Annotated in this window: 24 protein-coding genes; 5 read left to right on the plus strand and 19 right to left on the minus strand. The window is 65.6% G+C overall.

Translation table 11 applies throughout. The features are described 5' to 3' along the window. Positions 1–45 precede the first annotated feature (45 nt). Entirely contained in the window at positions 46–516 is a 471-nt protein-coding gene (locus tag BUB57_RS15450) for a dihydrofolate reductase family protein (RefSeq protein ID WP_200796468.1), read from the plus strand. Here BUB57_RS15450 and BUB57_RS15455 read toward each other — a convergent pair. The 14 genes from BUB57_RS15455 to BUB57_RS16645 form a co-directional block, all read right to left on the minus strand. Beyond that, positions 513–1,511 carry an ATPase, T2SS/T4P/T4SS family gene (locus BUB57_RS15455; protein ID WP_073068644.1) on the minus strand — a complete coding sequence of 333 codons (999 nt, stop codon included), beginning with the start codon at positions 1,509–1,511 and terminating at the stop codon, positions 513–515. The genes BUB57_RS15450 and BUB57_RS15455 overlap by 4 nt on opposite strands. Further along, entirely contained in the window at positions 1,511–2,890 is a 1,380-nt protein-coding gene (locus tag BUB57_RS15460; protein WP_073068646.1) for a TraB/TrbI/VirB10 family type IV secretion system protein, read from the minus strand. The genes BUB57_RS15455 and BUB57_RS15460 overlap by 1 nt, the downstream gene beginning before the upstream one ends. Next, positions 2,890–3,621, minus strand: coding sequence for a TrbG/VirB9 family P-type conjugative transfer protein (locus BUB57_RS15465; protein ID WP_234952112.1), 732 nt, complete (start codon positions 3,619–3,621; stop codon positions 2,890–2,892). The genes BUB57_RS15460 and BUB57_RS15465 overlap by 1 nt, the downstream gene beginning before the upstream one ends. Continuing rightward, positions 3,618–4,304: a VirB8 family type IV secretion system protein gene (locus BUB57_RS15470; RefSeq protein ID WP_073068648.1), complete on the minus strand. Its 687-nt coding sequence runs from the start codon at positions 4,302–4,304 to the stop codon at positions 3,618–3,620. Before BUB57_RS15470 ends, BUB57_RS15465 begins: the two co-directional genes overlap by 4 nt. Positions 4,305–4,337: 33 nt before the next feature. Next, positions 4,338–5,348, minus strand: a complete 1,011-nt coding sequence (locus BUB57_RS15475) for a TrbL/VirB6 family protein (RefSeq protein ID WP_073068650.1) — start codon at positions 5,346–5,348, stop codon at positions 4,338–4,340. Beyond that, a complete protein-coding gene (locus BUB57_RS15480; protein WP_143159760.1) occupies positions 5,348–5,956 on the minus strand; it encodes a hypothetical protein in 609 nt (202 codons plus the stop codon). Before BUB57_RS15480 ends, BUB57_RS15475 begins: the two co-directional genes overlap by 1 nt. Before the next feature lie 2 nt (positions 5,957–5,958). Further along, positions 5,959–6,756, minus strand: a complete 798-nt coding sequence (locus tag BUB57_RS15485; protein ID WP_073068654.1) for a type IV secretion system protein — start codon at positions 6,754–6,756, stop codon at positions 5,959–5,961. Continuing rightward, positions 6,753–7,823: a lytic transglycosylase domain-containing protein gene (locus BUB57_RS15490; protein ID WP_143159761.1), complete on the minus strand. Its 1,071-nt coding sequence runs from the start codon at positions 7,821–7,823 to the stop codon at positions 6,753–6,755. The genes BUB57_RS15485 and BUB57_RS15490 overlap by 4 nt, the downstream gene beginning before the upstream one ends. A gap of 94 nt (positions 7,824–7,917) precedes the next feature. Then, entirely contained in the window at positions 7,918–8,040 is a 123-nt protein-coding gene (locus tag BUB57_RS16810; RefSeq protein ID WP_159435582.1) for a lipoprotein, read from the minus strand. Next, entirely contained in the window at positions 8,033–10,384 is a 2,352-nt protein-coding gene (locus BUB57_RS15495; RefSeq protein WP_073068658.1) for a VirB4 family type IV secretion/conjugal transfer ATPase, read from the minus strand. Before BUB57_RS15495 ends, BUB57_RS16810 begins: the two co-directional genes overlap by 8 nt. Further along, positions 10,377–10,652, minus strand: a complete 276-nt coding sequence (locus tag BUB57_RS15500) for a VirB3 family type IV secretion system protein (RefSeq protein ID WP_073068660.1) — start codon at positions 10,650–10,652, stop codon at positions 10,377–10,379. The genes BUB57_RS15495 and BUB57_RS15500 overlap by 8 nt, the downstream gene beginning before the upstream one ends. Beyond that, positions 10,652–10,957: a TrbC/VirB2 family protein gene (locus BUB57_RS15505; RefSeq protein WP_268801869.1), complete on the minus strand. Its 306-nt coding sequence runs from the start codon at positions 10,955–10,957 to the stop codon at positions 10,652–10,654. Before BUB57_RS15505 ends, BUB57_RS15500 begins: the two co-directional genes overlap by 1 nt. A 15-nt stretch (positions 10,958–10,972) precedes the next feature. Beyond that, on the minus strand, positions 10,973–11,599 hold the full coding sequence (locus BUB57_RS15510) for a lytic transglycosylase domain-containing protein (protein WP_234952113.1): 627 nt from the start codon (positions 11,597–11,599) through the stop codon (positions 10,973–10,975). A 64-nt stretch (positions 11,600–11,663) separates the two neighbouring features. Next, positions 11,664–12,002: a hypothetical protein gene (locus tag BUB57_RS16645; RefSeq protein ID WP_073068666.1), complete on the minus strand. Its 339-nt coding sequence runs from the start codon at positions 12,000–12,002 to the stop codon at positions 11,664–11,666. A 593-nt stretch (positions 12,003–12,595) separates the two neighbouring features. Here BUB57_RS16645 and BUB57_RS15520 point away from each other — a divergent pair. From BUB57_RS15520 to BUB57_RS15530, 3 genes are all read left to right on the plus strand, one after another. Next, positions 12,596–13,234, plus strand: coding sequence for a hypothetical protein (locus tag BUB57_RS15520; protein ID WP_234952114.1), 639 nt, complete (start codon positions 12,596–12,598; stop codon positions 13,232–13,234). 298 nt (positions 13,235–13,532) lie between these two features. Further along, the gene (repC, locus tag BUB57_RS15525; RefSeq protein WP_073068670.1) at positions 13,533–14,771 is read left to right on the plus strand and encodes a replication initiation protein RepC; all 1,239 of its coding nucleotides are present in this window, start codon (positions 13,533–13,535) and stop codon (positions 14,769–14,771) included. Continuing rightward, positions 14,761–15,192: a c-type cytochrome gene (locus BUB57_RS15530; RefSeq protein WP_084732215.1), complete on the plus strand. Its 432-nt coding sequence runs from the start codon at positions 14,761–14,763 to the stop codon at positions 15,190–15,192. The genes repC and BUB57_RS15530 overlap by 11 nt, the downstream gene beginning before the upstream one ends. Positions 15,193–15,206: 14 nt before the next feature. Here the strand turns inward: BUB57_RS15530 and BUB57_RS15535 are convergent, their stop codons facing one another. The 5 genes from BUB57_RS15535 to copM (BUB57_RS15555) all read right to left on the minus strand — a co-directional run bounded on the left by BUB57_RS15535 (position 15,207) and on the right by copM (BUB57_RS15555) (position 22,150). Beyond that, positions 15,207–15,629, minus strand: coding sequence for a c-type cytochrome (locus tag BUB57_RS15535; protein ID WP_073068672.1), 423 nt, complete (start codon positions 15,627–15,629; stop codon positions 15,207–15,209). Between the two features lie 124 nt (positions 15,630–15,753). Further along, the gene (copM, locus tag BUB57_RS15540; protein WP_073068674.1) at positions 15,754–17,271 is read right to left on the minus strand and encodes a CopM family metallochaperone; all 1,518 of its coding nucleotides are present in this window, start codon (positions 17,269–17,271) and stop codon (positions 15,754–15,756) included. 776 nt (positions 17,272–18,047) lie between these two features. Beyond that, positions 18,048–20,504, minus strand: a complete 2,457-nt coding sequence (locus tag BUB57_RS15545; RefSeq protein ID WP_084732216.1) for a heavy metal translocating P-type ATPase — start codon at positions 20,502–20,504, stop codon at positions 18,048–18,050. A 99-nt stretch (positions 20,505–20,603) separates the two neighbouring features. Further along, on the minus strand, positions 20,604–21,590 hold the full coding sequence (locus BUB57_RS15550; protein WP_073068676.1) for a cation diffusion facilitator family transporter: 987 nt from the start codon (positions 21,588–21,590) through the stop codon (positions 20,604–20,606). 83 nt (positions 21,591–21,673) lie between these two features. Beyond that, positions 21,674–22,150 carry a CopM family metallochaperone gene (gene copM, locus BUB57_RS15555; protein WP_073068678.1) on the minus strand — a complete coding sequence of 159 codons (477 nt, stop codon included), beginning with the start codon at positions 22,148–22,150 and terminating at the stop codon, positions 21,674–21,676. 169 nt (positions 22,151–22,319) lie between these two features. On the opposite strand from copM (BUB57_RS15555), the gene BUB57_RS16950 reads away from it, so the two are divergent. Next, entirely contained in the window at positions 22,320–22,556 is a 237-nt protein-coding gene (locus BUB57_RS16950; RefSeq protein ID WP_200796469.1) for a hypothetical protein, read from the plus strand. Positions 22,557–23,559 lie beyond the last annotated feature (1,003 nt).

Consider the following 23,559-nt stretch of genomic DNA (forward strand, 5'->3'; position numbering starts at 1 on the left):
AGACCTTCAAGGCCCATGTTCGGGGATGGCGGTGGGTCCGAAGGCGTGGACGAGGACTACGCCCATCGTTCGATGGACGGCTTCGGCGCCTTCATCCTCGGGCGGAACATGTTCGGGCCGGTGCGCGGCGAGTGGTCGGACGACAGCTGGAAGGGTTGGTGGGGCGAGAATCCGCCGTATCACGCACCGACCTTCATCCTCACGCATTATCCCCGCGATCCCATCGTGATGGAGGGAGGCACCACCTTCCACTTCGTGCCGGACGGGATTCACACGGCCCTCGAGCGCGCACGCGACGCTGCCGGTGACCTGGACATCAAGATCGGCGGCGGCGTGTCCACGGTCCGCCAGTATCTGCAGGCCGGCCTGATCGACGAGATGCACTTCGCCTTCTCTCCGGTGATGCTCGGACGGGGCGAGGCGATGTTCCAGGGCCTGGACCTCCCCGGCCTCGGATATCGCGTGATCGAGACCGCACCCACCGAACTCGCCACGCATGTCATGCTCGGCCGCTAGCCGCTTTCTTCATCAAGCGCGGGAAAGTAGGTTTCCAGAATCCCGCGCTCGTTTCCGATCCGGCCGGTCTGCACGATCACGTCGATGGAATCGAGAACGTAGTCCCTGATTTCCGTGAGCGTCAGCGGCATTCCGGCCCGCATCACCAGGAAGGCCAGCCGGTTGACCGCCTTGCGCGCGGTCGTGGCATGGACGGTCGTGAAGCTGCCCTCGTGGCCGGTGTTGATCGCTTCGAGGAAGGTGACGGCCTCGACGCCGCGCAGCTCGCCCAGGATGATCCGGTCGGGACGCAGGCGCAGGGTCATCTCCAGCAGCTTGTCGGCCGAGCGCGCCGAGGTTTCCACCCGCTCGGCAATCAGGCTCACCACATTGTCCTGTCCGGGCAGCAGTTCCGTCGAATCCTCGATCAGCGCCAGCCGGTGCCATTCCTCCACCATCCACAGCAGGCGGCGGGCCAGCTCGGTCTTGCCCGAGGACGTGCCCCCGGAGATCACGATGTTCATGCGCGCCTCGACACAGGCCCGCAGAAAGTCGTCGGAATCCTCGCGCTCGGTTGCCATCCGCTGGATCGCGCGCAGCTTGTCCAGCCGTTCTGCTTCGAGTGAAACCGTCTGGTCGCGCAGGAAGCGGAAGTGCCGGGGCTCCTGGCCTGCCGACCGGCGCCGGAACACCCGAAAGGAGATCGTCGTTCCGCCCGCCGAGGCTGGAGGGATGATGGCTTGGCAGCGCAGCGTGGCCCCACTGAAGTCGACCGTGGTCGAGATCGCCGGCGAGCTGTCCGTCAGCGTCAGGTGCTGCTTGTTGGCAATGAGGCCGGCGAGGTCTTTGACTTCGACGGGCGAGAGCTTCACGTCCGCCAGGGACATTTCACTGTCCCCGGCGCGCTCGACCCACACCCTTCCGTCACCGTTGATCGCCACTTCGATCGTGCCTTCGGCCTCGATCAGCGGGCGCAGGACGTTGAGCCTGCTTTCGAGATGCCCGAGCGGCGCCATCAGAGCATTTCCAGATCGGCGTTCACCATGACCATGACCACGGCGCCCTGGTCCACGCTGATCGTCGTCGGAATGTCGATGTAGTCCTTCATGATCGAGCCGACCGTATCGCTCGCGTTGGTGCCGATGTTCTCGGCGGTTTCGCGGGAAATCTCGTCGCCGCGGTCCTTCTCGATGGCTGCGGCCAGCACTGCGGGTGCGGCCCCGATGATTGACACCGCGGCGGCCGCCGCGAAGCGGGGCAGGGTGTGCGTGTTCACCCGCCCCGTCACGCCTGCGCGGCCGACGCGATCGGTCCCATAGGCGGCGAGCTCGACCGACTGGCCGTCCGGCGTCACCACCCGGTCCCAGGCGACCATGATCCGCCGCTGGCCCTTGTCGATGGACGAGCTGTAGCGGCCGAACAGCCTGGAGCCGCGCGGGATCAGGACATTCGCCATGTCCATCGACCACACGTCATAGCTGACGGTGGCCGACACATTGCCTTCGAGCTGGCTGGAAATGGCGTTCGCCAGCGTCGCCTCGATCAGCGTCCCCTGGAGCACCGTGCGCGAGGGTTCCCCGATCACCTCGGCCTGCACCGTCTCGGCCCGGCCCGCGCGCCGGAAGCGTTCGGCGGCATCAAGTCGTTCATCGGCGCCGGCGGCATCCCCTTCGCCGCTTGTCCCGCCGTCACCGCCACCCGCCCGGTAGGCCACCATCGCCGAGTGCGTTCGGGCTTGGAGGATGGCTTCTTCTTCCGCGCGGCGAGCCTCCAGTTCGGCCCGGCGCTGTTCGAGCGCGGCGAGGCGCTGCGCTTCCAGATCGGCCTGCATCTGCGTCTGGCCTGCCATCTGCGCCGTGGTTTCCAGTTCCGTCTCGAGGCGCATATTCTCACGGGTCAGCTCATCGAGCGCCTGGTCCTTGCTCGCCATGTCGTCGCGCAATTGCTGCATTTCCGTACGCAGTGCGTCGATCTCGGCCGGGTCCGTCGCCGGTGAGGCCCTGGCTGCGTCGAGCTCGGCCCTGGCCGCCTCCAGGTCGGCTCGGGCCTTCGCCAACTCCGCCCGCGCCGCCTCCGCATCTGCCTGCGCTTGCGGATCGGGGACTATCCTCGCTTCGGTCCGCGCTACGGCCGGCTCGGGCACGAGGGCGGCAGGATCCTCCGTGAGGGTGAAGCCCGCGAGGCCCGTGTCGTTCTGAAACTCGCTGACTTCGGAGGTTGGCATGGGTGGCGGCGCGGCCGTCTCAGACGGCTGCACCGTCGCCACATAGGCGCCTCCGGCAAGCCCGGTCGCGAGCATCCCCGCAGGCAGCGCCATGCGCCGCCACCAGGACGGGCGCACCTCTGGTTTCTGCATCCGGCGCAGCCGCTCCTGAAGCTTTTCGTTCTCGGCCATCAGCTGGTTCCCCGCCCTTCGCCGGGCCTGGTGCCTTCGACGCAGACATACTCATCGCCATAGCGCAGCACCCACCGCTCCGAGCGCGCACCCACGGTAATGACCGTGCCATCCACGGTGCTGTTGACGCTGTATTCCCGCCCTCGCGCATCGGCCCGGAAGATCGCGGGGATCGGGGCGCCGGGCGGGACTTGGAACATGGTCTTCTTGCCATCGTCCGAGATGCCGACGGGCGCGAATTCCGCCGCCGCTGTGCGGTTGAGGACACGATAGGTCATGGGGGCTTCGGCGGGCACGGCCGCGGCAGCCGAGGCCCCGCGGCTGCGCGTTCCGCCGCTGCCCGGCACGGTGAATTTCACCGACCAGTTGGGCGTGACCCTGCCGGACTCCACCACGTTGATGAAATAGAAGCGCCTGTTGGTCTCGACAGTCAGGTTGGTGCTGGCGCCATCGAGGACGGGCTTGATCGTGAAGACGTTCGAGCCTTCGAGTTTGTCCACCTGGAAGGCTTCGCTGTCGCCAAGCGCGATCGAGCGGATCGTCTCGCCGTCGCCAAGCTCGACCAGCGTGACGTTCCGCACCCGCGTATGGATCGTATAGACCTGCCCCTCCTGGAACGTGGCATAGGTCAGGCGGCTGTCATTGCTGCCCGCACGCGGGCGCGCTTCCGCCAAGGCGGAGGCAGGGACGGACAGCGCGATCAGCGCCGCAATCGTCGTGAAACGCATCATTGCTGGCCCTCCATGTCCTGCGCCTCAAGGCTCTCGGCGGTCACGCGGTAGTCGGTGACGGTGAAGCCGAAGGGGTTTTCCCAGACGAGCTGCACCGCGCTCGCCGTCGTGGGCTGAAAGTCATAGGTGATCGTCGCGTAGAACTTGCCGACCCGATCCGGCTCACCCGCCTTCTTCAGCCGCTTGGTGAAGCGCACCTGCGCGGTTCTGGACGCGACCGGCGTGATCGAGAGAACATCAACGATCACCTTGCCGCTGACGCCGTAGATCAGAGGCGGGTAGTTCGGGTTCGCCTTGTCCCATTGCGCCTTCAGCGCCGTCTGCATCCTGGGAGCGGACATGCGGTAAACCTGAAGGATGCGGGCCTCGTTGTCGGCCTGGTCATAGGTTTCCCGGTTCTTGACGTAGTTATAGAGCAGCGATTGCTCGACCGCCGCGCCTTGCTCGACCCCTGCCGCCTCGACCCGCACCGCTCGCTCGGCAAGGCCGGTGTCCTTGTCCACGATGGTCACGAACGCCTGCGTTTCCTTCAACGGCAGCGTCAGTCCCGCCACGGCCACGCCGCCGAACCCGACCAGCACACCGCCGATGGCGACCACCCAGGCCATCCGCTCGCGGCGGCGAACGCCGAAGATCAGCTCGTTCTCGAGAATCGTCCTGCTGTCAGCCTCACGGCCTGCCATCGCTTCCTCCAAGAGCCGGAAGGTCAGCGCTCTCTACTTGCGCTTGCCCTGCATGATTTCGATGCCGCGCAGCTTTGCGCGCAGATCGGCGCCCCTCTCCGCCCAGGCCCGGTCGCGGGCGCGGGCGGCAAGCGCCGGGGTCTTGCCGGTGGTCAGGCCGGACGCGAACGCCTCTGCGTTGGCCTTGGTCCTGTTGATTGCCATGCCGCCCGGAACCGTTACCGGCTTCGCAACGAGACGCAGCGCCTCGGGAGCGAAGTTGGCGAGATTGAAGCTGCCGGTGATGTTCGAGGCCGCAGTCGGAATAGCCAGCAGCGCGAAGATACCGACGAAGGTGACGCACAGAAAGCCGAGGATCATCGAGAAATCCTCAACTCTGTCTTGTGGCATGAACTGTGCATCGGCCATCGACACGACCGCCCCGATCACCGCCGCAGCCGCGACGGGATAAAGCAGATAGCCCACAAAGGAGGTCAGCCAGGCTTCAAACAGTGTCTTGGTGCGCTCGAAGATGGTGGCGATCATGGCGATCGGAGCCACGCCGAGCAGGAAGGCGATCATGATTTTGGAGAAGCCGACGATGAGCACATAGGCCGCCATCAGGACCGACAGGATGATGAACAGCAGCCCGGCGATCAGGCCGCGCGCGATCGAGCTGACCGAGCGGGCTGCACCGTCCGCCACATCGGACATTTGAATGGCAAACTGGTCCATAGCGGATTCAGGCGTCGGTGCCCCGCTCTGGAAGAAGCTCAGGGCAAGGCTGCCGGCGCCGGAGGACAGCGCGTCATAGATCACGCCGAAATTTGCCCAAGACCGTGCGAAGATGAAGATTAGCACGATGCGGGAAACGAGTTGCCAGGCATCGCGCGTTGACATGCGATAGGCGCCGAGCGCCATGTTGATGCCGACCAAGGCAATGAGTAGCGTGGTCACGATGGTCAGCATGGGGTCGAGGGCATTGGCCGTGGACGTGAAATATTTCTCTCCCACGTCCAGCACTGCCTCATCCAGATCGGCAATGATATCCTCGACCAGGGCCATCAGTATTCCCCGCACATTGCGTCGACGATTTTGATTTGCCGCTCATACTCATTATAAAGATCGCGCGTGTGATCCGGCTTGAGGACCGTCACTCCGAGTTTCTCACGCAGCCGGTCCTCGAACATAGCGACGGTCTCGTGCGGGATGATCTTTCCCGTGCAGGTGCAATCCTTAGTCGCAAGGACATTCGTTGCCGAGAGATAGGCTTCAATGTCGCGGTAGGCCCTGTTTCCCTGCCCGCCGGGTGAGCGCAGGTTGACCCGCATTTCCGGCGTCTTTTCGCAGGTCCGGTAAGGCTGGTTCTCGGCTGCGCTCGGCACCCGCTCGATGCCCGACACGTCCACATCGGGGCCGAGATCGAGGTCGAGATAATCCTCCTCCGCCTGCCGTTCGGCCTCGCTCATCGCCGACTGCCTGTTCAGGAGCTCCTGGAGCTCCGGCTCCGGCGTATCGGCAGACGCCGTCCCGGCAGTTTGCCGATACGCCGGGGCAGGGGCGGACGGTATCGCGGCGGGCGCCGTGCCACTGTTCGGTGGAAGCATCTGCGCCATCGCCAGCGTGCCCACGCCCAGGAGCACCAGCCCGCCCGCGAGAACCGTCCGCCTCATGGTCATTCCTCCAGCTTCATCCGCAGATATTTTTCTTCATCGGCCGCCGTCGCAGCGTCCATGACGCCCATATTTCCTTGGCCCACCGTCTGGATCGCCTCCATCGACCACACGTTGGCCAGCGCGATGCCGAGCTCGGCTGTGACCCGCGTGTTGAGGTCGATTGCTTCTTTCAGTCCTTCGGTGTCGGGGATCGTCTGCACTAGGCCATCCAGACGCGTCAGGCTGTCCGTCGCGGCCTGCGACGAGCTTTCGGCCGCCACGCTCATGAAGGCGTTGACGTTGGCCGACTGGCCGATCCGGGCCTGGCCCTGATCCTTGCCGTTCGCCATCGTGTCTACGCGCTCCCTCGACAGCCCTGCCGTCTCGAAGGCGGCTTCCACATGGCGCGTCACGCTCCGCCCCTCGCCGCCCCGGAAGGTGTCGCCCGAGGCCAACACTCGGCTCCAGTCACCCGACCGCGCCGCCTCGACCGAGGCGGTCAGGTCGGAGAAATCGGGCAGGATGTCCTGAAGGAAGTTCTCGGGGTCTATGCCGAGGTCCGCCAGCGTCAGCCCGTTGCGGAGCGCGTCGATCTGGTTCTGGAGGAGCGCGATCTGCTCCAGCAGTTGCCGGGTCTGCTCATCGAGCTTCAGGTTCTGCGCGACCTGCTCCCTGAGCTGAAGCTTTGCCTCGGTGAGCTGCTCGGCCAGCTTCGCCAGGCTGGTCACGTCGATGGTGGGGACGCCCTGGCTGTTGACGGGCAGGGCGAGGACGCAGGCGACCGCCCCGGCCGTTAGAAGTCTCATCCTCAGCTTCATCCCTCGATCCTCATTCGCAGATAGTCCTCATCGCGTGCATAGGCTTCGAGCAGCAGCGCATAGCGAGCCGCCTCGACCTTGCGCTGCACCGCCTGCAGCCGGGTCAGGATCACCGCCATCCGCGCCACCTCGGCCCGCGCATAGGTGTTCAGGTCCATCGCGGTTTTCACCGAACCGGTGCTTTCGACCTGCAGCAGGATTTCCCTCAGCCGGGTCATCGACCCGTGCATCGTGGTCATGCTGACGGCCGCATAGCCCAAGGCCGCGTCCGACAGGTTCGACGCCTCGGCAATCACCATGTCGCGCGGATCGAGCGTACCGACCGCTTGCGCGTTGCCGTCCATGCGCGCCGCGTAGCGGTTGTAGTAGCCCGTGATCTTCAGGACGTAGTCCTGGGTTTCCCTGTAGGGCGGGATGCCACCGTGCTTCTGCACCGCACCGGGTCCGGCGTTGTAGGCGGCAAGCGCGAGCGGCATGGACCCGAACATCCCCAAGCCCTTGAGCAGATAGCGGGCACCGCCATCGAGCTGCTTGCGGGGATCTTGGCGGCTGCCATCGTCGGGGATGCCGAGTTCGGCGAAGGTGCCCGGCATGATCTGCGTCAGGCCGAACGCCCCCACATGGCTGCGCGCACCGATGGAGAAGTTCGACTCCTGCTTGACGAGCGCCTGAAGCCAGCAGCGAAACTCGACCGCGTTGATGCCTGCGCGCGCCAAGGCCGGGTGGCTTGCGTGTCTCTGCGCGGTTTCCGCGATCATCTGCTCGATCGTGACGGGCGCATCGCCCATGATCCGGGCGGCATAGGGGTTGTTGTCCTCGATGGCGTAGATTTCCGCCGCGCCCACGAAGGCGCCGGCGCCGCCCGAGACGCCGGCGCCTTCGAGATCGGGCACGAAGCGCGAGGTTTCGGTGAGCAGGTCCAGTGTTCCCTGGGCTGCCGCCAGTTGATCGGTGCGGGCTTCGACCTGCTTGAGCCGTTCCTCGTTCTTGTCCTGCTCGGCCTGGGTCTTGGCGGCTTCTTCGCGCATGCCAAGCACTTCGAGCGCGATCCTCTTCAGATCGCCCACCGGGACGCCTTGCCCGGCGACGCCCGGGGGGATCGCCACGGAGGCGGTCAAGACCAAGGCCAGAAGGGATTTGCGCCCTCGCACCGCAGTCCCCTTACCGGCAGTCGGCCGAGGCCACGAAGGCCATGCCCGACCAGCAGTTGGTCTTGCGGATCGGCTGCTCGCCGCAGCCTGCGAGCACGGCGGCCACCCCCGCCAGGATCAGAACCTTACGCATCCTTGGTCCTCCAGAAGTGTTTCCGGCTGGCATGGTCAGGCCCGAAAGCCCGGATGCCGGCCTCGCCACCGCCTAGGGCGGTCAGCAGCGGCCCGAGCGGCGAGAGATCGACGTTCAGGATCGTGGAGCCGTCGTGACTGCGGAAAAGCGCGTGCCGCTGCGCCGCGCGCCCCGTCAGGACGAAGTGCATCTCGTTGTCAGTCAGGTTGAAGCCCTCGTAGTCAGGCACGTCGGCCGCGCGGTTGGGGAAAATCACCTGGTTCGGCATCCCCTGGATGATCGAGCCGGATTTGCTTTCCCTGATCTGCGAGGGGAACTGCGTGAGCAGCACCACCACGACATTGAGCTTGCGCACCGTCACCAGCCACTTCGGCAGCCAGCGGGCAAAGAACTCGTCATCGAACACCGTCGAGGCTTCGTCGATCACCAGCAGCGTCGGGCGCTTTTCCTCGAACAGCAGCTCGAGGCGGCGGAAGATGTAGGACAGCACCGCCGTCCGCTCCGTCGCCATCGACAGGATTTCTGTCAGGTCGATGCCGGTCACGTCCGAGGACAGGTCGATCACCGGCTGATCCGCGTCCCCAAACACCCAGCTGTAGCGGCCTTCCGGTCCCCATTCCGCAAGCTTCATGGCAAGGGCGCGGTTGTCGCCCACGTCGCCGATCAGATCCCCGAAATGCGCGAAGGTCCGCAGTTGGTCCGGCGCCTGTCCGTTCTGGCGGACGGCGCTTTTCAGCGCCTCGGCCTGGTGCGGCGTCAGGTCCGTGCCGCCGCGTTCCACCAGCCGGGCGAGCCAGTCCATGAGCCACGCCTCGCCGCGAGGACCGCGCTCTGTCAGCAACGGGTTCAACCCGGTCGGGTGGCCTGCACGGATGGCGGTATAGCGGCCCGCCATCGCGGTGATCGCCATGCGAAGCGCCTGATCCTTGTCGAACAGGATCACGCGGGCGCGCGCCCTTTGCGACTGTGCCGCCAGAAAGGCCACCGTCGAGGACTTGCCGCCGCCCGAGGGCCCGAGGAACAGCGTGTGCCCGATAGTGGGTTCGGCGTTCGGATCGCCCGGTGCGTGGAAGCTGAAGCGATGCGCCGCCCCCGTCACCGTCTGGAACACCGTGATCGGGGTCCGCCAGGGCAGCTCATCCGCCGTCGTCCCGGCCTGGGACATGTGGAACGAGGCCATGTCGGCAAAGTTGACCGACTTGGTGAGGGGGTTCCAGATTTCATAGTCCTGGTTGCCCGGATGCGCGGCAAAATAGGTCGCCGCCAGCGTGTCGTCGCAGCGGACGAGCTTGACCTTGGCCTGTTCCGCCACGCTGCGGACCTGCGAGACCCGCTCTTCAAGCGCGGCCTCGCTGTCGGCAAAGACCGTGATCGTCAGTTGGTGTTCGCCGAAACCGCAACGGCCGGATTCCACATCGTCATAGGTCTGGCGCAGGTCGTCTGCGATGGAGCCGACCAGATCGCCCGCCGCTTCCATCTGCTGGATGCGGCGCTTCGCCAGCTCGCTGACCTTGCTCATGGCTACGGGCGTGTAGGAATGCGAGATTACCGTGTCGGTGCCGGTGTCGAGGGCATCGAGCATCCCCGGCCAGGTCTGGTTGGCGTTGCGCCAGACCGACAGGACGGCAGCGAAGCGCGGGCTGTCAAAGCCGTCGCGGAACTCCACCACCGGCCCCTTGAAGCGCACCGAGAGAAGCGAGACGTCCTCGGCAATAAGCGTGTGCAGCCCGCGATATTCGGGCCGGTAAAGGCCGGTGCTGATCGCGCTGTAGAATCCGAGCAGCGCCCCGTCGCTGATCTTGAGCCGCTGCGCTCTGATCGGCAGGCTTGTCTCCAGAATCGAGACGACCTCGCGCAGCTCGCCCAAGCGTTCTTCGGTGTTTCGGTCCAGAAGCCGCTGCGCGGCTTTCGCGAACAGTGGCAGCTTGAGCGGTGCCCGCTTGTTTCGCACCACCGTCAGCACCAGCATGAACTCACGCAGGTTGCGGCCCGACAGATGGTTGCGCCAGGTGGTTTCCACGTCATGCGCGAAGCGATCGCCATAGATCGGCTTCAACCCGAACGCGGCGGGGCGCATCAGCCGGTGGACGTAGAAAGTGAACCGGTCGTCGAGCCCGTCCATGATGGCCGCGAAGCTCTTTGCCAGATCGAGAATATCCCGGTCCGACGCCGTGATCCCGTCGATCCCCTGAATCTCTAGGCTCATCATCAGCGCGTTGTCGCGGGTACGGACCGTGTGATCGTCGACTTCGAGCGCGTAGGGCATTTCCGCATAGAACTGCGGAGACTTCGGCACATGGCGCTGCGCGCGCTCGCTGATCGGGCCGATCTTGCCGTTAAACATAGTGCCGGCCCGCCCTTCTTTTCTTGCGAGACAGCGCGGGCGGGGTTTTCCTGAACACCACCGCCACGGCCTTGTGACCGTTCGGGTTGATCGCGGTCATCAGGCGGGCGAGGCCATACCAGACCGGCGCTGTCAGCAGCCACGCAACCGCCTTGATCCAGATGAACGGCAGCATGGTCAGAGCGCCCACCGCCATCGTGTAGGGCATCGGCAGGCCAAGCAGCTTGGCCTGCCGGGAAAGCCCGAGAATGACGGCGTGCCGCTCCATCAGCTGAAAACCGACCGCAGGTCCGCAACGAAGCTCGGCGCGCCGAACACGAGGAAGGCGCCGACGGCGATCATCAGCACCCACATCCAGCTGATCTTGTTGAACGCGGCCGCGAACCCGGCCAGCACGAGCGCTACCGTGAAGAACACGGTCGCGATGTTGCCGCGAATCCAGGTGGTGAAGCCTGTGCCCACCGTGTCCGCCTTCGAGAAATCGACAGCCGACTGCGCCAGGGCATCGCCCGCGATGCCGGCCACGAGGACTGACGCCGCAAGAGCCAGCATCAAGGGATGTCTTTTCGTCACGAGAACCGTCCTTTCTTATTGGCGGAGGATGCGGTCATGCTCCGCAAGGACGCGGATCACGTAGTCGCGGGTTTCCCGATACGGCGGGACGCCGCGGTATTTCTGAACCGCGCCTGGCCCGGCGTTGTAGGCGGCGAGCGCTAGCGTGGGGGATCTGAAGGTCTGGAGCTGCGTGAGCAGGTAGCGCGCCCCGCCGTCGAGGTTCTGCACCGGGTCGTGCGGGTCGACGCCGAGCTTCGCCGCCGTCCCCGGCATCAGTTGGGCGTAGCCGATGGCGCCCTTGTGGCTGCGGGCGCGCGGGTTGAAGCGCGACTCTTGCCAGACCAATGCCTGAAACAGCGCGGCCCATTCGTGCGGTGGGATGTTGTTGAGCTTGAGAGCAGGATGGTGCTGATAGCGCAACGCGACGCTCCGCGCAGCGGCGATACCCGCCGTCTTTCCGGCGTTGGGCGCCGGGGCGGACGGCATCGCCGTCACGCCCGGTTCCAGAAGCATCATGGCGTCGGCCCCGGCAGCATCCAGGTCGATTGCCGCCATCTTCGGTTTCTGCGGGGTAATGAGGCGTCCGGCAGCGTCATAACGCTGCACGGAGCTGGCTCGGGGTTCTCCGATGAGCTTGCCGGCCTTGTCGAACCGGATCACATCGGCAGCGGCCGATCCGGCCGCAGCAACCGAGACGGCGGCAAGCAGGGTGGCCCAGGCGACCTCAATCCAAGGGCGGGTTCGCCCCTCGCTTCCTGTTGGGGCGACGGCCCCCGGCGCGCATCGGCAGACTGACGGCATCATAGCCCATGCCGATGAGCAAGTTGATGACACCCACGATTGTCTTGATGTCACGGGGTTCCTTGGTCTTGCGCTGCGTGACCAGGACCATTTCGGAGTCTCCGTCCGGCGAGACGGCCCGGATGTTCCATTTTCCCGTGAAGTTCTGTCCCGTGTAGTGAGGATCGTCCACGCACACGACTTCGGTCGTGTAGCCCTGCTCGACCAGCTCTCGCAGACCTTCTTCTGACACACCGTTCGGCAACTCTATCTTGGTTGGCATCTACGCTGTGGTCCTTCCTCACCGGGGTGGGTGTCGTCGGGGCCATGCCCCCTTGCTACACACGGCCGCCATCTCTATCAAGATCATTACTTTGATCCATCGGCGACTTCACGCCGACGTCGATCAGCGGCTAAGTTAGGTTAGAAAACAGTAGAGTGGCAGTTGTCCGTTACGTCAAATTGATCCTTGGACGGCCGACGATCGCCGCCTACCTGTCTGCGGCCATCTGTCTCAGCCCTGCACACGCAGCGCTTGTATGCTCGCCCCCGATGCCCCCGTTCGTGCCAGAGAGCGACGAGGCGTTCGAGAGGTACGTCGGCCTGATTAGTCAGGATTTTGAGGCCTACTTTACCGACATGACAAGATACTCGGCTTGTCTTGACCAGGCGCGAGCTGAGCTGCTAGCGGAAGCGCGTGAAGTCTCTAGGTTGTATAAAGACTTCCTGGCGCGGGCCGACGCATTGGGCCTGACCGCCCAAGCTGCAATAGGGGCGGAGCCCCTGCCTCACGATCCTGCCCGAAATGATGGGATTGAACCGAGCCTCAGCGGCGAGTATCAATCACCTTAGATTGACAAAAGTCAGGGCCTTCCCATGAAGCCTGCCACACTTGCCGTTTTCGCCTTCCTTGGTATCGCTGGTGGTGCGCCGGCAGGTGCCTATCCCATAGACTGCGCGATCCTCCTCTGCATGGCGGGCGGCTTCCCGGCCTCGGCCGAGTGCAGCGCGGCCAAGGCCGAAGTGATCCGCAGGATCACGCCCTGGCCGGTCGAGCCGCCGCTCCAACTCTGGCGCTGTCCCATGGGAATCAGCGCCGAGGATGCCGCCCTGGCCGGGATCGCCCTGCCGCAACTCGGCCCCGATGGCCTGACCCCGGAGGTCCGTGCCTACCGCGACGCCATGGAAATATACCACGTCAGGTTCACGCGCGCCTTCGACCGGGACACCGGCGAGTATTTCCAGGACGGCACCCAGGTCGGCACCTACGGCGAGGAGGGCAGCTTCGCCTGGCGATACGGCAGCTTCGCCAACGGCCCCGAGTGGCTGGCCGGCGCGGTCGGAGGCAAGCGCGTTCCTATCACCGAATGCGTCAGCGAGGATCGCGAGGGCGGCTGTCGCCGCTACGAGATCATTCGCTACGAGAACCGGGGCCGCTGGCCGGTGACGCGGGGCGTGGCCTTCCGCTACCGCGATCACACCGGAGCGGTCCATGATGAGTTTGTGCGCTACTAGGTGTTGGGGCGCTTGCCCGCCCGCGCCCTAACTATCGTTTGCCGCCCTACACCCCAAGGTGTATCCCCAACAGCAAAACAAGGAATCGTGAGGCAGAACCAGACAGCACAAAATAGAAACCCCCGCGCGGGGTGAACCGGCGGGGGGAAGCTAGGACAGGTCGCCAAACCTGCAAGCCCGAGATTTCAAGGCTCTTCCTAGCCCCTCCCCACATCGAGATCAACCAGAAAAACGCGTCTGCGCGAACAGTCTCGATCATGCCGCTTCGCTCTGCCCGGACAACACCGGAGCAGGAGACATGATTGCACGAACCGCCGCCGCCGCGCGGCGCAGTCCACCCGAAACCACATCGCAGCCGGTCCACCGCGACCAGTTGCTCGACCTCCTCGAGCGCATCGCCCAAGCGCTGCCGGTGCCCGTGTCTGACGGCGCGCTGCGGCTCCTGCGGGTCATGGCGAAGCTGACGCCGCCGCGCGCCTGGGCCGAGCCGGACGCCAACCCGTGCTGCTACATGCAGCAGGCCGAGCTGTGCCGGATCACCGGCCGCGCAGCGCCCACTGTCCGCCGCCACGAGCGCGAGCTTGTTGCTGCCGGCCTCATCGACAAGCGCACCGCCGCCAATGGCGCGCGGTCTGGCTTCCTCGGCTGCGGGATCTTCTTCGGGCGGATGGTCCACCGCCTCGCGGAGTTCCGCGAGCTGGACGCCCGCCTCTCGGCCGAACGCGAAGAACACGCGCATCTGCGCGGCCGACGCAGCATCCACAAGCGCCACCTGCGCGCCGCCCTCGCCGCGCTTGCCGACGCGGGCCACCCCGCGGCGGCCGGGATCGCAGCGCAGCTCCGGCTCTGGCCCGACGCCGAGCGACTGCACCGCATGTCCCCCGGGGAGCTTCGGACCCACGTCGAGGACGCGGACGCCCTGTGCAGATACGCCATCGAGATTGCGGATAATCTAGAAGAATCAAGCGGCCGACCGCTCATTTTCGAGCGGCCCTATATACAAGATACAACCCAAGAAGATTCCGTATCCTGTAACATGCCTGTGGATGATCGGAGCGCGGGCAAGCCCGCGCACGACAGTCCACCAGCCGCCGCGCCTCACGGCGCAGCGGAAAAGGGCTTAGAACAAAAGGATGCCGAAGGCACCGCCAGCCGCACAAGCGATTATCTCGCCCGGCTCGGACCGGCGCGGCTCTACCAGCTCGCCGGCGAAGGCTTCCGCATGTATCTCGACGCCCGCCACACGAGCCCCGGCCGGCTGACCTACCATGATTTCGTCTGCGCCGCCCAGGACGTGATGCGCGATCGCGGCATCAACCGATCCGTCTGGCGTGATGCCCTGCAGGTCATGACCGAGGACGACGCCATGATCTGCGCCCTCATCACCGACGCCCGATGCACCGATCCGCGCGCCCGCGTCTGGAACCCGGGCGGCTTCATGCGCGGCATGGTCCGCAAGGCAGAGCGCGGCGAGCTCCACCTGATCGGCAGCCTCATCGGTCTCTCCGAGCTGCGAGGGACAGATAATGCGCGCTAGGGCGAAATGGCTGCTCGCTGCGGCGTTCGCCTGCGTGGCCGTCTGGGCGGGGTGGACTTACAGCAGGAGCGCCGAATTGCGGCATGGGGCCGAGCTTTATGCCGAACATTGCGCGAATTGCCACGGAGCCCAGCTCGAAGGACAGCCGGACTGGCAGATTGCGGACGAAGGCGGTGTTCTGCCTGCACCGCCACATGACGAATCCGGGCATACCTGGCACCATGACGACGCAATGCTGACGGACTATATCCGCCGGGGCGGACAGGCAGTCCTGGACGACATGGGAGTGCGTATGACGTCTGGCATGCCGGCATTTGGTGAGGTCCTGGAGGAGGGCGACATCGCCGCCATCCTTGCGTTCATCAAATCGAGTTGGCCTGACCGGATACGAGCTGTCCAGGCTGAACGGAATGGCGGTTAGACCCAGCTGGTGGTTTACCGGATCCCATTCGCAACCTGGACCTCGCGAACGAAGCGGATGATACCGCCCAAGTCCGCGTCCGTGAGCCCCGGCACCGGGGCCATGTTTCCGAAGGGCCAGTGATGGGCGCGCACCCCGTTGCGGGCTGCCAGGACGAAAGCCATGTCGCTGTGGTGGCCAGGCTCGTAGATCTTGTGAATGAGCGGAGGAGCGGTCCCGGCCCGCCCCTCGGCATTGGTGCCGTGGCAGGAGGCGCAGTTGACCGCGAACGCCTGCTGACCGACTTCGGCTTCGGGTGACAGCGTGGCCGGCATGGTGACGACGGCAAGAGCCTGGCCCTCTTCTGCCGGCCTTCCGGCATCATCGGATTGGCCCCAGAGCCACCAGGCACCGCCTGTGGCGATCGCGGCAATGACCGCGACAAGAACAGTTCGCATAATGTCTTTCCTCTGATCGGCTCACGCGGCGGGAGAGCCGCGCGAGCGGTGCCGGAGAGGCTTGGTTCGGTGAGGTGTCGCTCGGGTGGCGCCGGGAAACCCGGCGCCATTCGAGCGCGGTCCTTCAGTTCGAGAGCCCGTGGACGATGCCGTTCGGCTTGTCGCCGACCGGCACCGATCCGATCACCTCCTGCCGCTCCACGTCGATGACCGAGACACTGTCGTCCGCGATGTTGGTCACGAACACGAAGGCGCCGTCAGCCGAGGCCGATACGCCATGCGCGCCAGGACCGGTTTTCAGCGTCTTGGCAACCTCGCCGCTCGCCGTGTCGATCACCGACACCGTGTCGTTCGGCGCGGCATCGGTTCCCTGATTGGCGACATAGACATGCCTGCCGTCCGGCGTGGCGATCATCTGGATCGGATTGGGACCGACCTCGATCCTGCCCGTGACCTCGCGCGAGGCGGTGTCGATGACCGCCACGCGGTTCTCGTCGCGTAGCGAGACATAGACCTGGTTGCCGTCGGGGGTGAACCCGACCTGGACCGGGGCCGCGCCCACCGGGATACGTGCCGCTTCGGTCAGGCTGGCCGTGTCGATGACCGAAACCGTGCCGTCTTCGACGTTGGCGACGTATAGCTCGGCTCCGTTCGGGCTGAGGCGCAGCCCGTGCGGATAGGCACCGGTGCCGATGCGGGTGGTGACGGCGCCCTGCGCCAGGTCGACGACAGCAATCTCGTCGCTGCCTGACAGCGAGACGAAGGCACGCCCGTTCCGGTCGGCCACCACATGGGCGGGATGCGCACCGACCTCGACCGTGGCCGGAGGCTTCGACAGATCCTGGGGATCGAGCATCACCAGAAGGCCCGCAGTATCTCCGCCGGCATGATCGTGCCCATCCCCGTGGTCGCCGGTGGCCGGCGTGCCGACCGCCAGCAGGAAGCGGCCGTCCGGTGTCAGATCGACGTTATGTGGCGCCACCGGGATCGGCACCGTGGTCACGGTCCCGGTGCCGAGGTCAATGGCGCTGATCGAGCTGCCGCCTTCGTCGGCGGACCAGACGGTGCCGCCCGTCTGCCCGAAGTCGATGGCCTCGGTGCTGGCCTTCTCCGTCAGCCAGGCGTCCATCTCGGCAATCTCGCGCTCCTGCGCAGTGATGATCTCTTCGGCCCACGCCTTGGTCTGCGGATCATCGCCGTGTTGCTGCACGATCCGGGCCATGTCGATCGCACCCTGATGATGCGGGATCATGCCCCGCACGAAAGCCGTGTCGGGGTCATCGGCCATGACCCCTTCCATCATCGGCCCGTGCATGGCGTCCATCGCCTTCACATAAGCCTGCGTGAAGTCGGGAGCATTCGTGCCGGGCGCGGCCGCTTCTGCGGGGTTCGACGCGTTCATCGCGCCATGCATCCCGCCCTGCATCATCTGCTGCATGGCGGTGATGCACTCGGCAGGCATGGCCTGCATCATGGTCCGGTATTGCTCGGGCATGCTCGACATCGGCATCGTCGGGGAGGCTGACGGTGCCTGTTCCTGCTGCTGTGCAGGATGGTGAGCGTCATGTTCGGCCTGGGCCAGGGCAGAGGCGGGCAGCCCCGCCACGAGGCCAACGGAAAGGGCGATTGCAGTTCGTTTCATCGGTTTTCATTCCATGCTGGGAGAACGCGGCGTCACGCAGCGGACGCGCAGCCCCAAAGTGATCGTTGATGTTCGGAATGGCGCTGTCAGCCAGCGGCCAAAGCGGACAGAAGGCGCGGACCTTGCCGGCCTTCGACGCCTTCAAGCAGTGGCGGATGACCGCGGCGGTCGCAAAATCCCTTCAGGGGTCCGCCCGAGGCGGTCCGACCAGAAGCGGACAAGGAAATCGCCGCCTGCAGGCGGATCGGTGGGCAGCGTGTCAGGCAGAAGGGCGGTAATCGTGCAGAGCTGATTGCGACAATCGTCCTGAGGACCGGGTTCGTCCCCGCCGGAGCCGTCCTGATCCCCGGAAATCAGCCGAAAACAGCCAGCAGCCTCCTGAGAATGATCGCAGTGCGGGTCGAGGGAAGCGGCAATGGCCGGCTCGGCATGAATCATGTGTCCCGCCGGCAGAGAGTGGGCCGTGGCCTGCAGAGCCACGGCGGCGAAAGCCAGAAGCAGCAATGCGGTTGCGAGCCATTGCCTCCAGCAACCGCGAAGCCGCATGCCCTTTGCCACACCCCTGTTCATCAAACCGTTCGCTCTCTCCCACTCGCCTGTTGCTTACGCCTCCCGCCCGCCCAGGAGGCGGGAAAGGTCGATCGCCTGACAGTGCCCCACCATCACACCACGGAGTGCTGGAAGATGACACCCGAAAGCCGCCCAAAGGGACAGGCTGCGACATGATGCCCACCCCGCGGGGTCGCCGACCAGCGGCTCAGCCTTCCTTCCGGTCATCACAGCTTCACCGTCCGCAGCCGGGCGGCATTCAGGATCACGCTGACCGAGGAGAGCGTCATCGCCAGGGCCGCGATGATCGGCGACAGCAGGATGCCGAAGAACGGGTAGAGGACGCCAGCCGCGACGGGGATGCCGAGCGCATTGTAGATGAAGGCGAAGAACAGGTTCTGGCGGATGTTGCGCATCACCGCCTGCGACAGCCGCCGCGCCCGCACGATGCCGGTGAGATCGCCCTTCAGCAGCGTGACGCCCGCGCTCTCCATCGCCACGTCGGTGCCGGTGCCCATGGCGATGCCGACATCGGCGGCAGCCAGAGCAGGCGCATCGTTCACACCGTCACCCGCCATCGCCACCACCTCGCCTGCCGCCTTGTGCCGCTGCACGACCTCGCTCTTCTGATCGGGCAGGACCTCCGCCTCGACCTCGTCGATGCCGAGCTGGCGGGCGACCGCCTTGGCCGTGGTCCAGTTGTCGCCGGTGAGCATGACCACGCGGATACCCTGCGCCTTCAGCGCGGCAAGCGCTTCCGGCGTCGAGGGCTTGACCGGATCGGCGATGGCGAAGATCGCGGCGACGCTGCCGTCCACCCCCATGAAGATCGCCGTCGCCCCGTCCTCGCGCAGCCGGTCGGCCTCCTCGGCCAGTGGCGCCACGTCGACCCCCTGTTCGGCCAGAAACTTCGCGTTGCCGAGCGGGATGCGCTTGCCCTCGACCGTTCCATAGGCGCCCTTGCCGGTCGGCGAGTCGAAATCCGCGACCGGCGCCATGGCGATGCCGCGTTCCTCGGCCGCCCGGACGATGGCGAGGGCGAGGGGATGCTCGCTGGCCCGCTCGACGCTGGCAGCCAGGCGCAGCACCTCCTGCTCGGTCCAGCCGGGGGCCGGAACGATGGCGGTGACGGCGGGGCGGCCCTCGGTCAGCGTCCCCGTCTTGTCGACGATAATCGTGTCCACCTTCTCCATATGCTCGAGCGCCTCGGCGTTCTTGATGAGGACGCCCGCCTGCGCCCCCCGCCCGACGCCGACCATGATCGACATCGGCGTCGCCAGCCCCAACGCGCAGGGGCAGGCGATGATGAGGACAGAGACTGCCACGACGAGCGCGTAGGAAAACCGCGGCTCGGGCCCCCAGATCGACCACGCGATGAACGCAAGGATTGCCACCCCGATCACGGCCGGCACGAACCAGCCCGAGACCTGGTCGGCCAGCCGCTGGATCGGCGCGCGCGAGCGCTGCGCTTCGGCGACGAGCTGGACGATCTGCGACAGCATGGTGTCGCGGCCGACGCGGCGCGCCTCGATCACCAGGGCGCCGGACTGGTTCATGGTCCCGCCGATCGCTTTCGAGCCGACCTCCTTGGTCACTGGCATGGACTCGCCTGTCACCATCGATTCATCGACCGCGCTGCGGCCTTCGATCACCTCGCCATCGACCGGCACCTTCTCGCCCGGCCGGACCCGAAGGCGGTCGCCGACATGGACAGCGTCGAGCTGGACCTCTTCGTCGCTCCCGTCCTCGCGGATGCGCCGCGCGGTCTTGGGGGCCAGGTCGAGCAGCGCCCGGATGGCGCCGCTGGTGCTCTCCCGGGCGCGCAGTTCCAGAACCTGCCCCAGCAGCACCAGCACCGTGATGACCGCCGCCGCCTCGAAATAGACCGGGACCGAGCCGTCGGGCAGGCGGAAGGCGTCCGGGAAGATGCCCGGCGCGACCGTCGCCACGACGCTGTAGATCCAGGCCGCCCCAGTGCCCATCGCGATCAGCGTGAACATGTTGAGCTTGCGGGTGATGACCGAGCGCCAACCGCGCTCGAAGAACGGCCATCCCGCCCACAGCACCACCGGCGTCGCCAGCACCAGCTGGACCCAGTTCGAGGTCTGCTGGTCAATGTAGCGATCCAGGCCGAGGAGGTGCCCGCCCATCTCCAGGACGAACACAGGGATGGTCAGCACAAGGCCGATCCAGAACCGGCGCCGCATGTCGATCAGTTCGGGGTTCGGCTCGGCCTCGAGGCTGACCAGAACCGGCTCCAGTGCCATGCCGCAGATCGGGCAGGACCCCGGCCCGACCTGTCGGACCTCGGGATGCATCGGGCAGGTGTAGATCGTTCCCTCAGGCACCGGCTCGGCCGCTGCTGCTGCTGCGGCCGGATCGAGGTAACGCTCCGGCTCGGCCAGGAACTTCGCGCGGCACCCTGCCGAACAGAAGTAATAGGGCCGGCCGGCGTGCTCGGCCTTGTGCTGCGTCGCATGGGGATCGACCATCATGCCGCAGACCGGGTCCTTGACCCGGTGCGCGCTGTCGGTCGGGGGCGACTCCGCAGCGTGCGAACGCTCCGTCGCGTGGTGCCCGGAGTGAACATGCCCGTGTTCGTGATGCTCATGGCCGCCGCCATGCGAGCTGCTCTCCGTGGTGAGGGAGGCTGGGTGTTGATCTTTGCTCTTGCTCGCCATCATGGACCTCGTCCGGTAAGTAATTGAAAATCCGCCGCGTTCGTCTTGCACCTTCCTGTCGTTGGAAGGTCAAGAATAAGCCGCCAGGCGGAAGCCGTTGCGTCAGTGGTCATGATGGGCGCTCCGTTCTTCCGGTCTTGCCCGAACGGCTTGCCGGGGCCCTGTCTTCGGCCGGGTAATATCGATCTCGGCAGCTCCCTCCTCAACGGCAAGGCAGTATTCCTCAATCTGCGTGGTCGAGAAGTAGACCTTGAAACGGTCGCGCAGGAGATTGTTCACCTCCCTCAGCACCCGCTCACCCTCCTGCCAGTCCCGAACGCAGACGTGGCTCGAGAACACGTTGCGCCCGGAGGTCAGGCTCCAGGCATGAACGTGATGCACGTCCGTCACGCCCTCCAGCTCCCGAATAGCCGCGATCGCAGCCTCGAGATCCAAGTCCTCCGGCGTGCCTTGCAGCAGGATGTGCAGCGACTCGCGCAGGATCCCCCAAGAGGCCCAAAGCAGGACGAGCCCGAAGGCCATGCCGAGCAGCGGGTCGATGGCGAGGAAGCCGGTAAAGCGGATCACCAGGGCCGAGATGATGATGAGGAAGCTGCCAACGAAGGTCTGCAGGATGTGCCAGTAGGCGCCCCGCATGTTCAGGTTGCCCTTCTGGCGCTCGTACAGGAGCCAGAGGGCGACAAGCTCGGTGGCGATGCCGCCCGCTGCCGCGATCAGCATCGGCGTCGTGGCCAGCTCGATCGGCTCCATGAGGCGCATCGCGCCCATCCACAGCACGAAAATCGCCATGCCGGCGAGAAACAGGCCGTTGAAGAGCGCGCCAAGGATCTCCGCCCGGATGTAGCCGAAGGTGCGCGCCGGGCTGGACTTCCGCTCACCCAGACGCATCGCGACCAGGGCGATGAGCACGCCGCCCACGGCCGAGAAGGTGTGGAAGGCATCGGACATGACGGCGACCGAGCCCGTCCAGATGCCGATCCCGAGTTCCACGATGAAGTAGAGGCCAGTGAGCCAGCCCGAAATGACGAGCGCTTTGCGATCACCACTCGCGGGCAGGTGGCCCGCATGGCCGCCGTGAGACATCGACATGGGTTCGCCTCCTGTAGACCGCGCTCCATGATCCTTGTGGTCATGGAGGCCGCCGCAGCTTCAAGCTGCGGCGGCCCGAGTCCTTACTGCTGACCCGCGTTCTCCTCGACCCAGGCGGTCATTTCCTCGATTTCCGGGCCTTGGGCGTCGATGATCTTCTGAGCCATCGCTTTCGACTCCTCATCATCGCCATACTTCAACTCGACCTCGGCCATGGCGATGGCGCCGGCATGATGCGCGATCATCCCGCAGTGGAAGGCAAGGTCGGGGTCCTTGATGGTGTGAGTGGCCATCATCGGGCCGTTCATCTCCATCATGGCCTGCATGGAGGCCTGCTGGGCCTCATCCATTCCTTCCATGCCGCCCATCATGCCGGACATGTCCATGCCCTGCATCATCCCCGGCATTCCGGACTGCTGGATCGCGTCCTGGCAGCCCTGCGGCAGGATCGACAGGTCGGTCATCTGGCCGTGCTGCGCCTCTGTCCCGCTCTCCTGAGCGAGAGCCGCGGGCGCGGCGAGAAGGGCAGCGAGGATGGTAGCGAGCTCGAACTTACGCATGAGAGTTTTCCTTTGATGTGACTGGCTTCGGCCGCGATCACGCGGCCATTTTCCGGCAGCTCTCGGCGCACCGGCGACAAGCATCGACGCATTCCTGCATGTCGCCGACCTGCTCGCAACTCCGGGCGCATTCCTCACAGACTTCCGCGCAGATTGCACAGGTGCGCTTATGAAGGTCGGTTCCGATCAACATGAAATTCGCCGATGTCTGGCAGATCTCGGCGCAGGCGATCATGAGCCGGAAATGCTCCGGCTCGACATGCTGGCCACCTGCCTCAAGGCAATGGTTCATGGCCATGCTGAGGCAAGTGCTGTGGCAGCGCAGGCATTCGTCGATGCAGCTCTGCATTTCAGGGGACATCTGGTGCATTTTCAGTTCTCCAGTTCACGGAGGCGCCGGGACTGAGAAGCGGCAAGCGCGGCGCGGACCCTCACCGCCATCGAGAGCACAAGGCCAAAGCCTTGCGTTCATTGACCGCGATCCACCCATAGGAGGCTTGAAACTTGCACCAACCTCTTCAATCAGGCTTGGTGTCTGCCTCCCGATGGAAAGCGATCAGACTTGTTGCGAGAGGCGTGGAGGCCGGCGCAGCCCTTCGGGATCGTGCCCGGCCAGCGAGGAGACAACCATCAGGGATTTCGACCGCACGCCCCAACGTTCATTCAGACGATGATCCTCGTCTGGCATCAGCGCCATAAGGCATGCGTCCCCGCAGCAGGGGGGCGTTCCATCCTCTGTAGCGCCGTGCTTGTGGCCGACCACCGATGAATGCTCGTGGTTCCCACCCGGCTTGGCAGGAGTATCATCTGCGACGAGCGATGTTTCGGCGTGAGCAACGGAATGACCGTGGGCGTGAGGAACTGCGCCTTTGGCAGCTGCAGCATGCGTCACGAACATTGCGACTGCCAGAATCGCGATTGCACTCGCAAGCTTCTGGCAGATCGACGCAGCTCTCGTGCTGATGGCCGGCCGTCCCATGGAGCAGGAACGCTGACCAAGAAGAACGCGTTCCAGCTTGTTGCTTTTGGGCGTCCCCCGGCTGAGCCGGGCCGGGCTCTCGTTCCGGCCGTCAAGCGGCCTCCACCCGAGCCGCGCCAAGCGCGTCTCGGCCCTTCGGGGTGCGATCCCTGACGCGGGCGCGCGGGCAGTTATCCGAGGGCCGGAGGCCCGGCAGCAGCGAGCCGGACGCGTCCCTCAGGAACGAAGGAAGGCGAGCCGCTGTGGGGAACTGCTTGCCTGTCCTCCCCTGACACGGCCGCCGCACTGAGCCTGCAGAGAAGATAAGCTCGGAGATCCCCGCGGTCGCGGGGATCGCACCTCCGGGGGGATTCGGACGAGCCGAACGCCCCCGGCCTGGTGGGCCGCGCGAAGACGCGCGTCCGTCTCGGGAACCGCCGGTTCCCCCACG

Origin of the sequence: Paracoccus solventivorans, from assembly GCF_900142875.1 — a bacterium.
GTDB classification, from domain to species: Bacteria; Pseudomonadota; Alphaproteobacteria; order Rhodobacterales; family Rhodobacteraceae; genus Paracoccus; species Paracoccus solventivorans.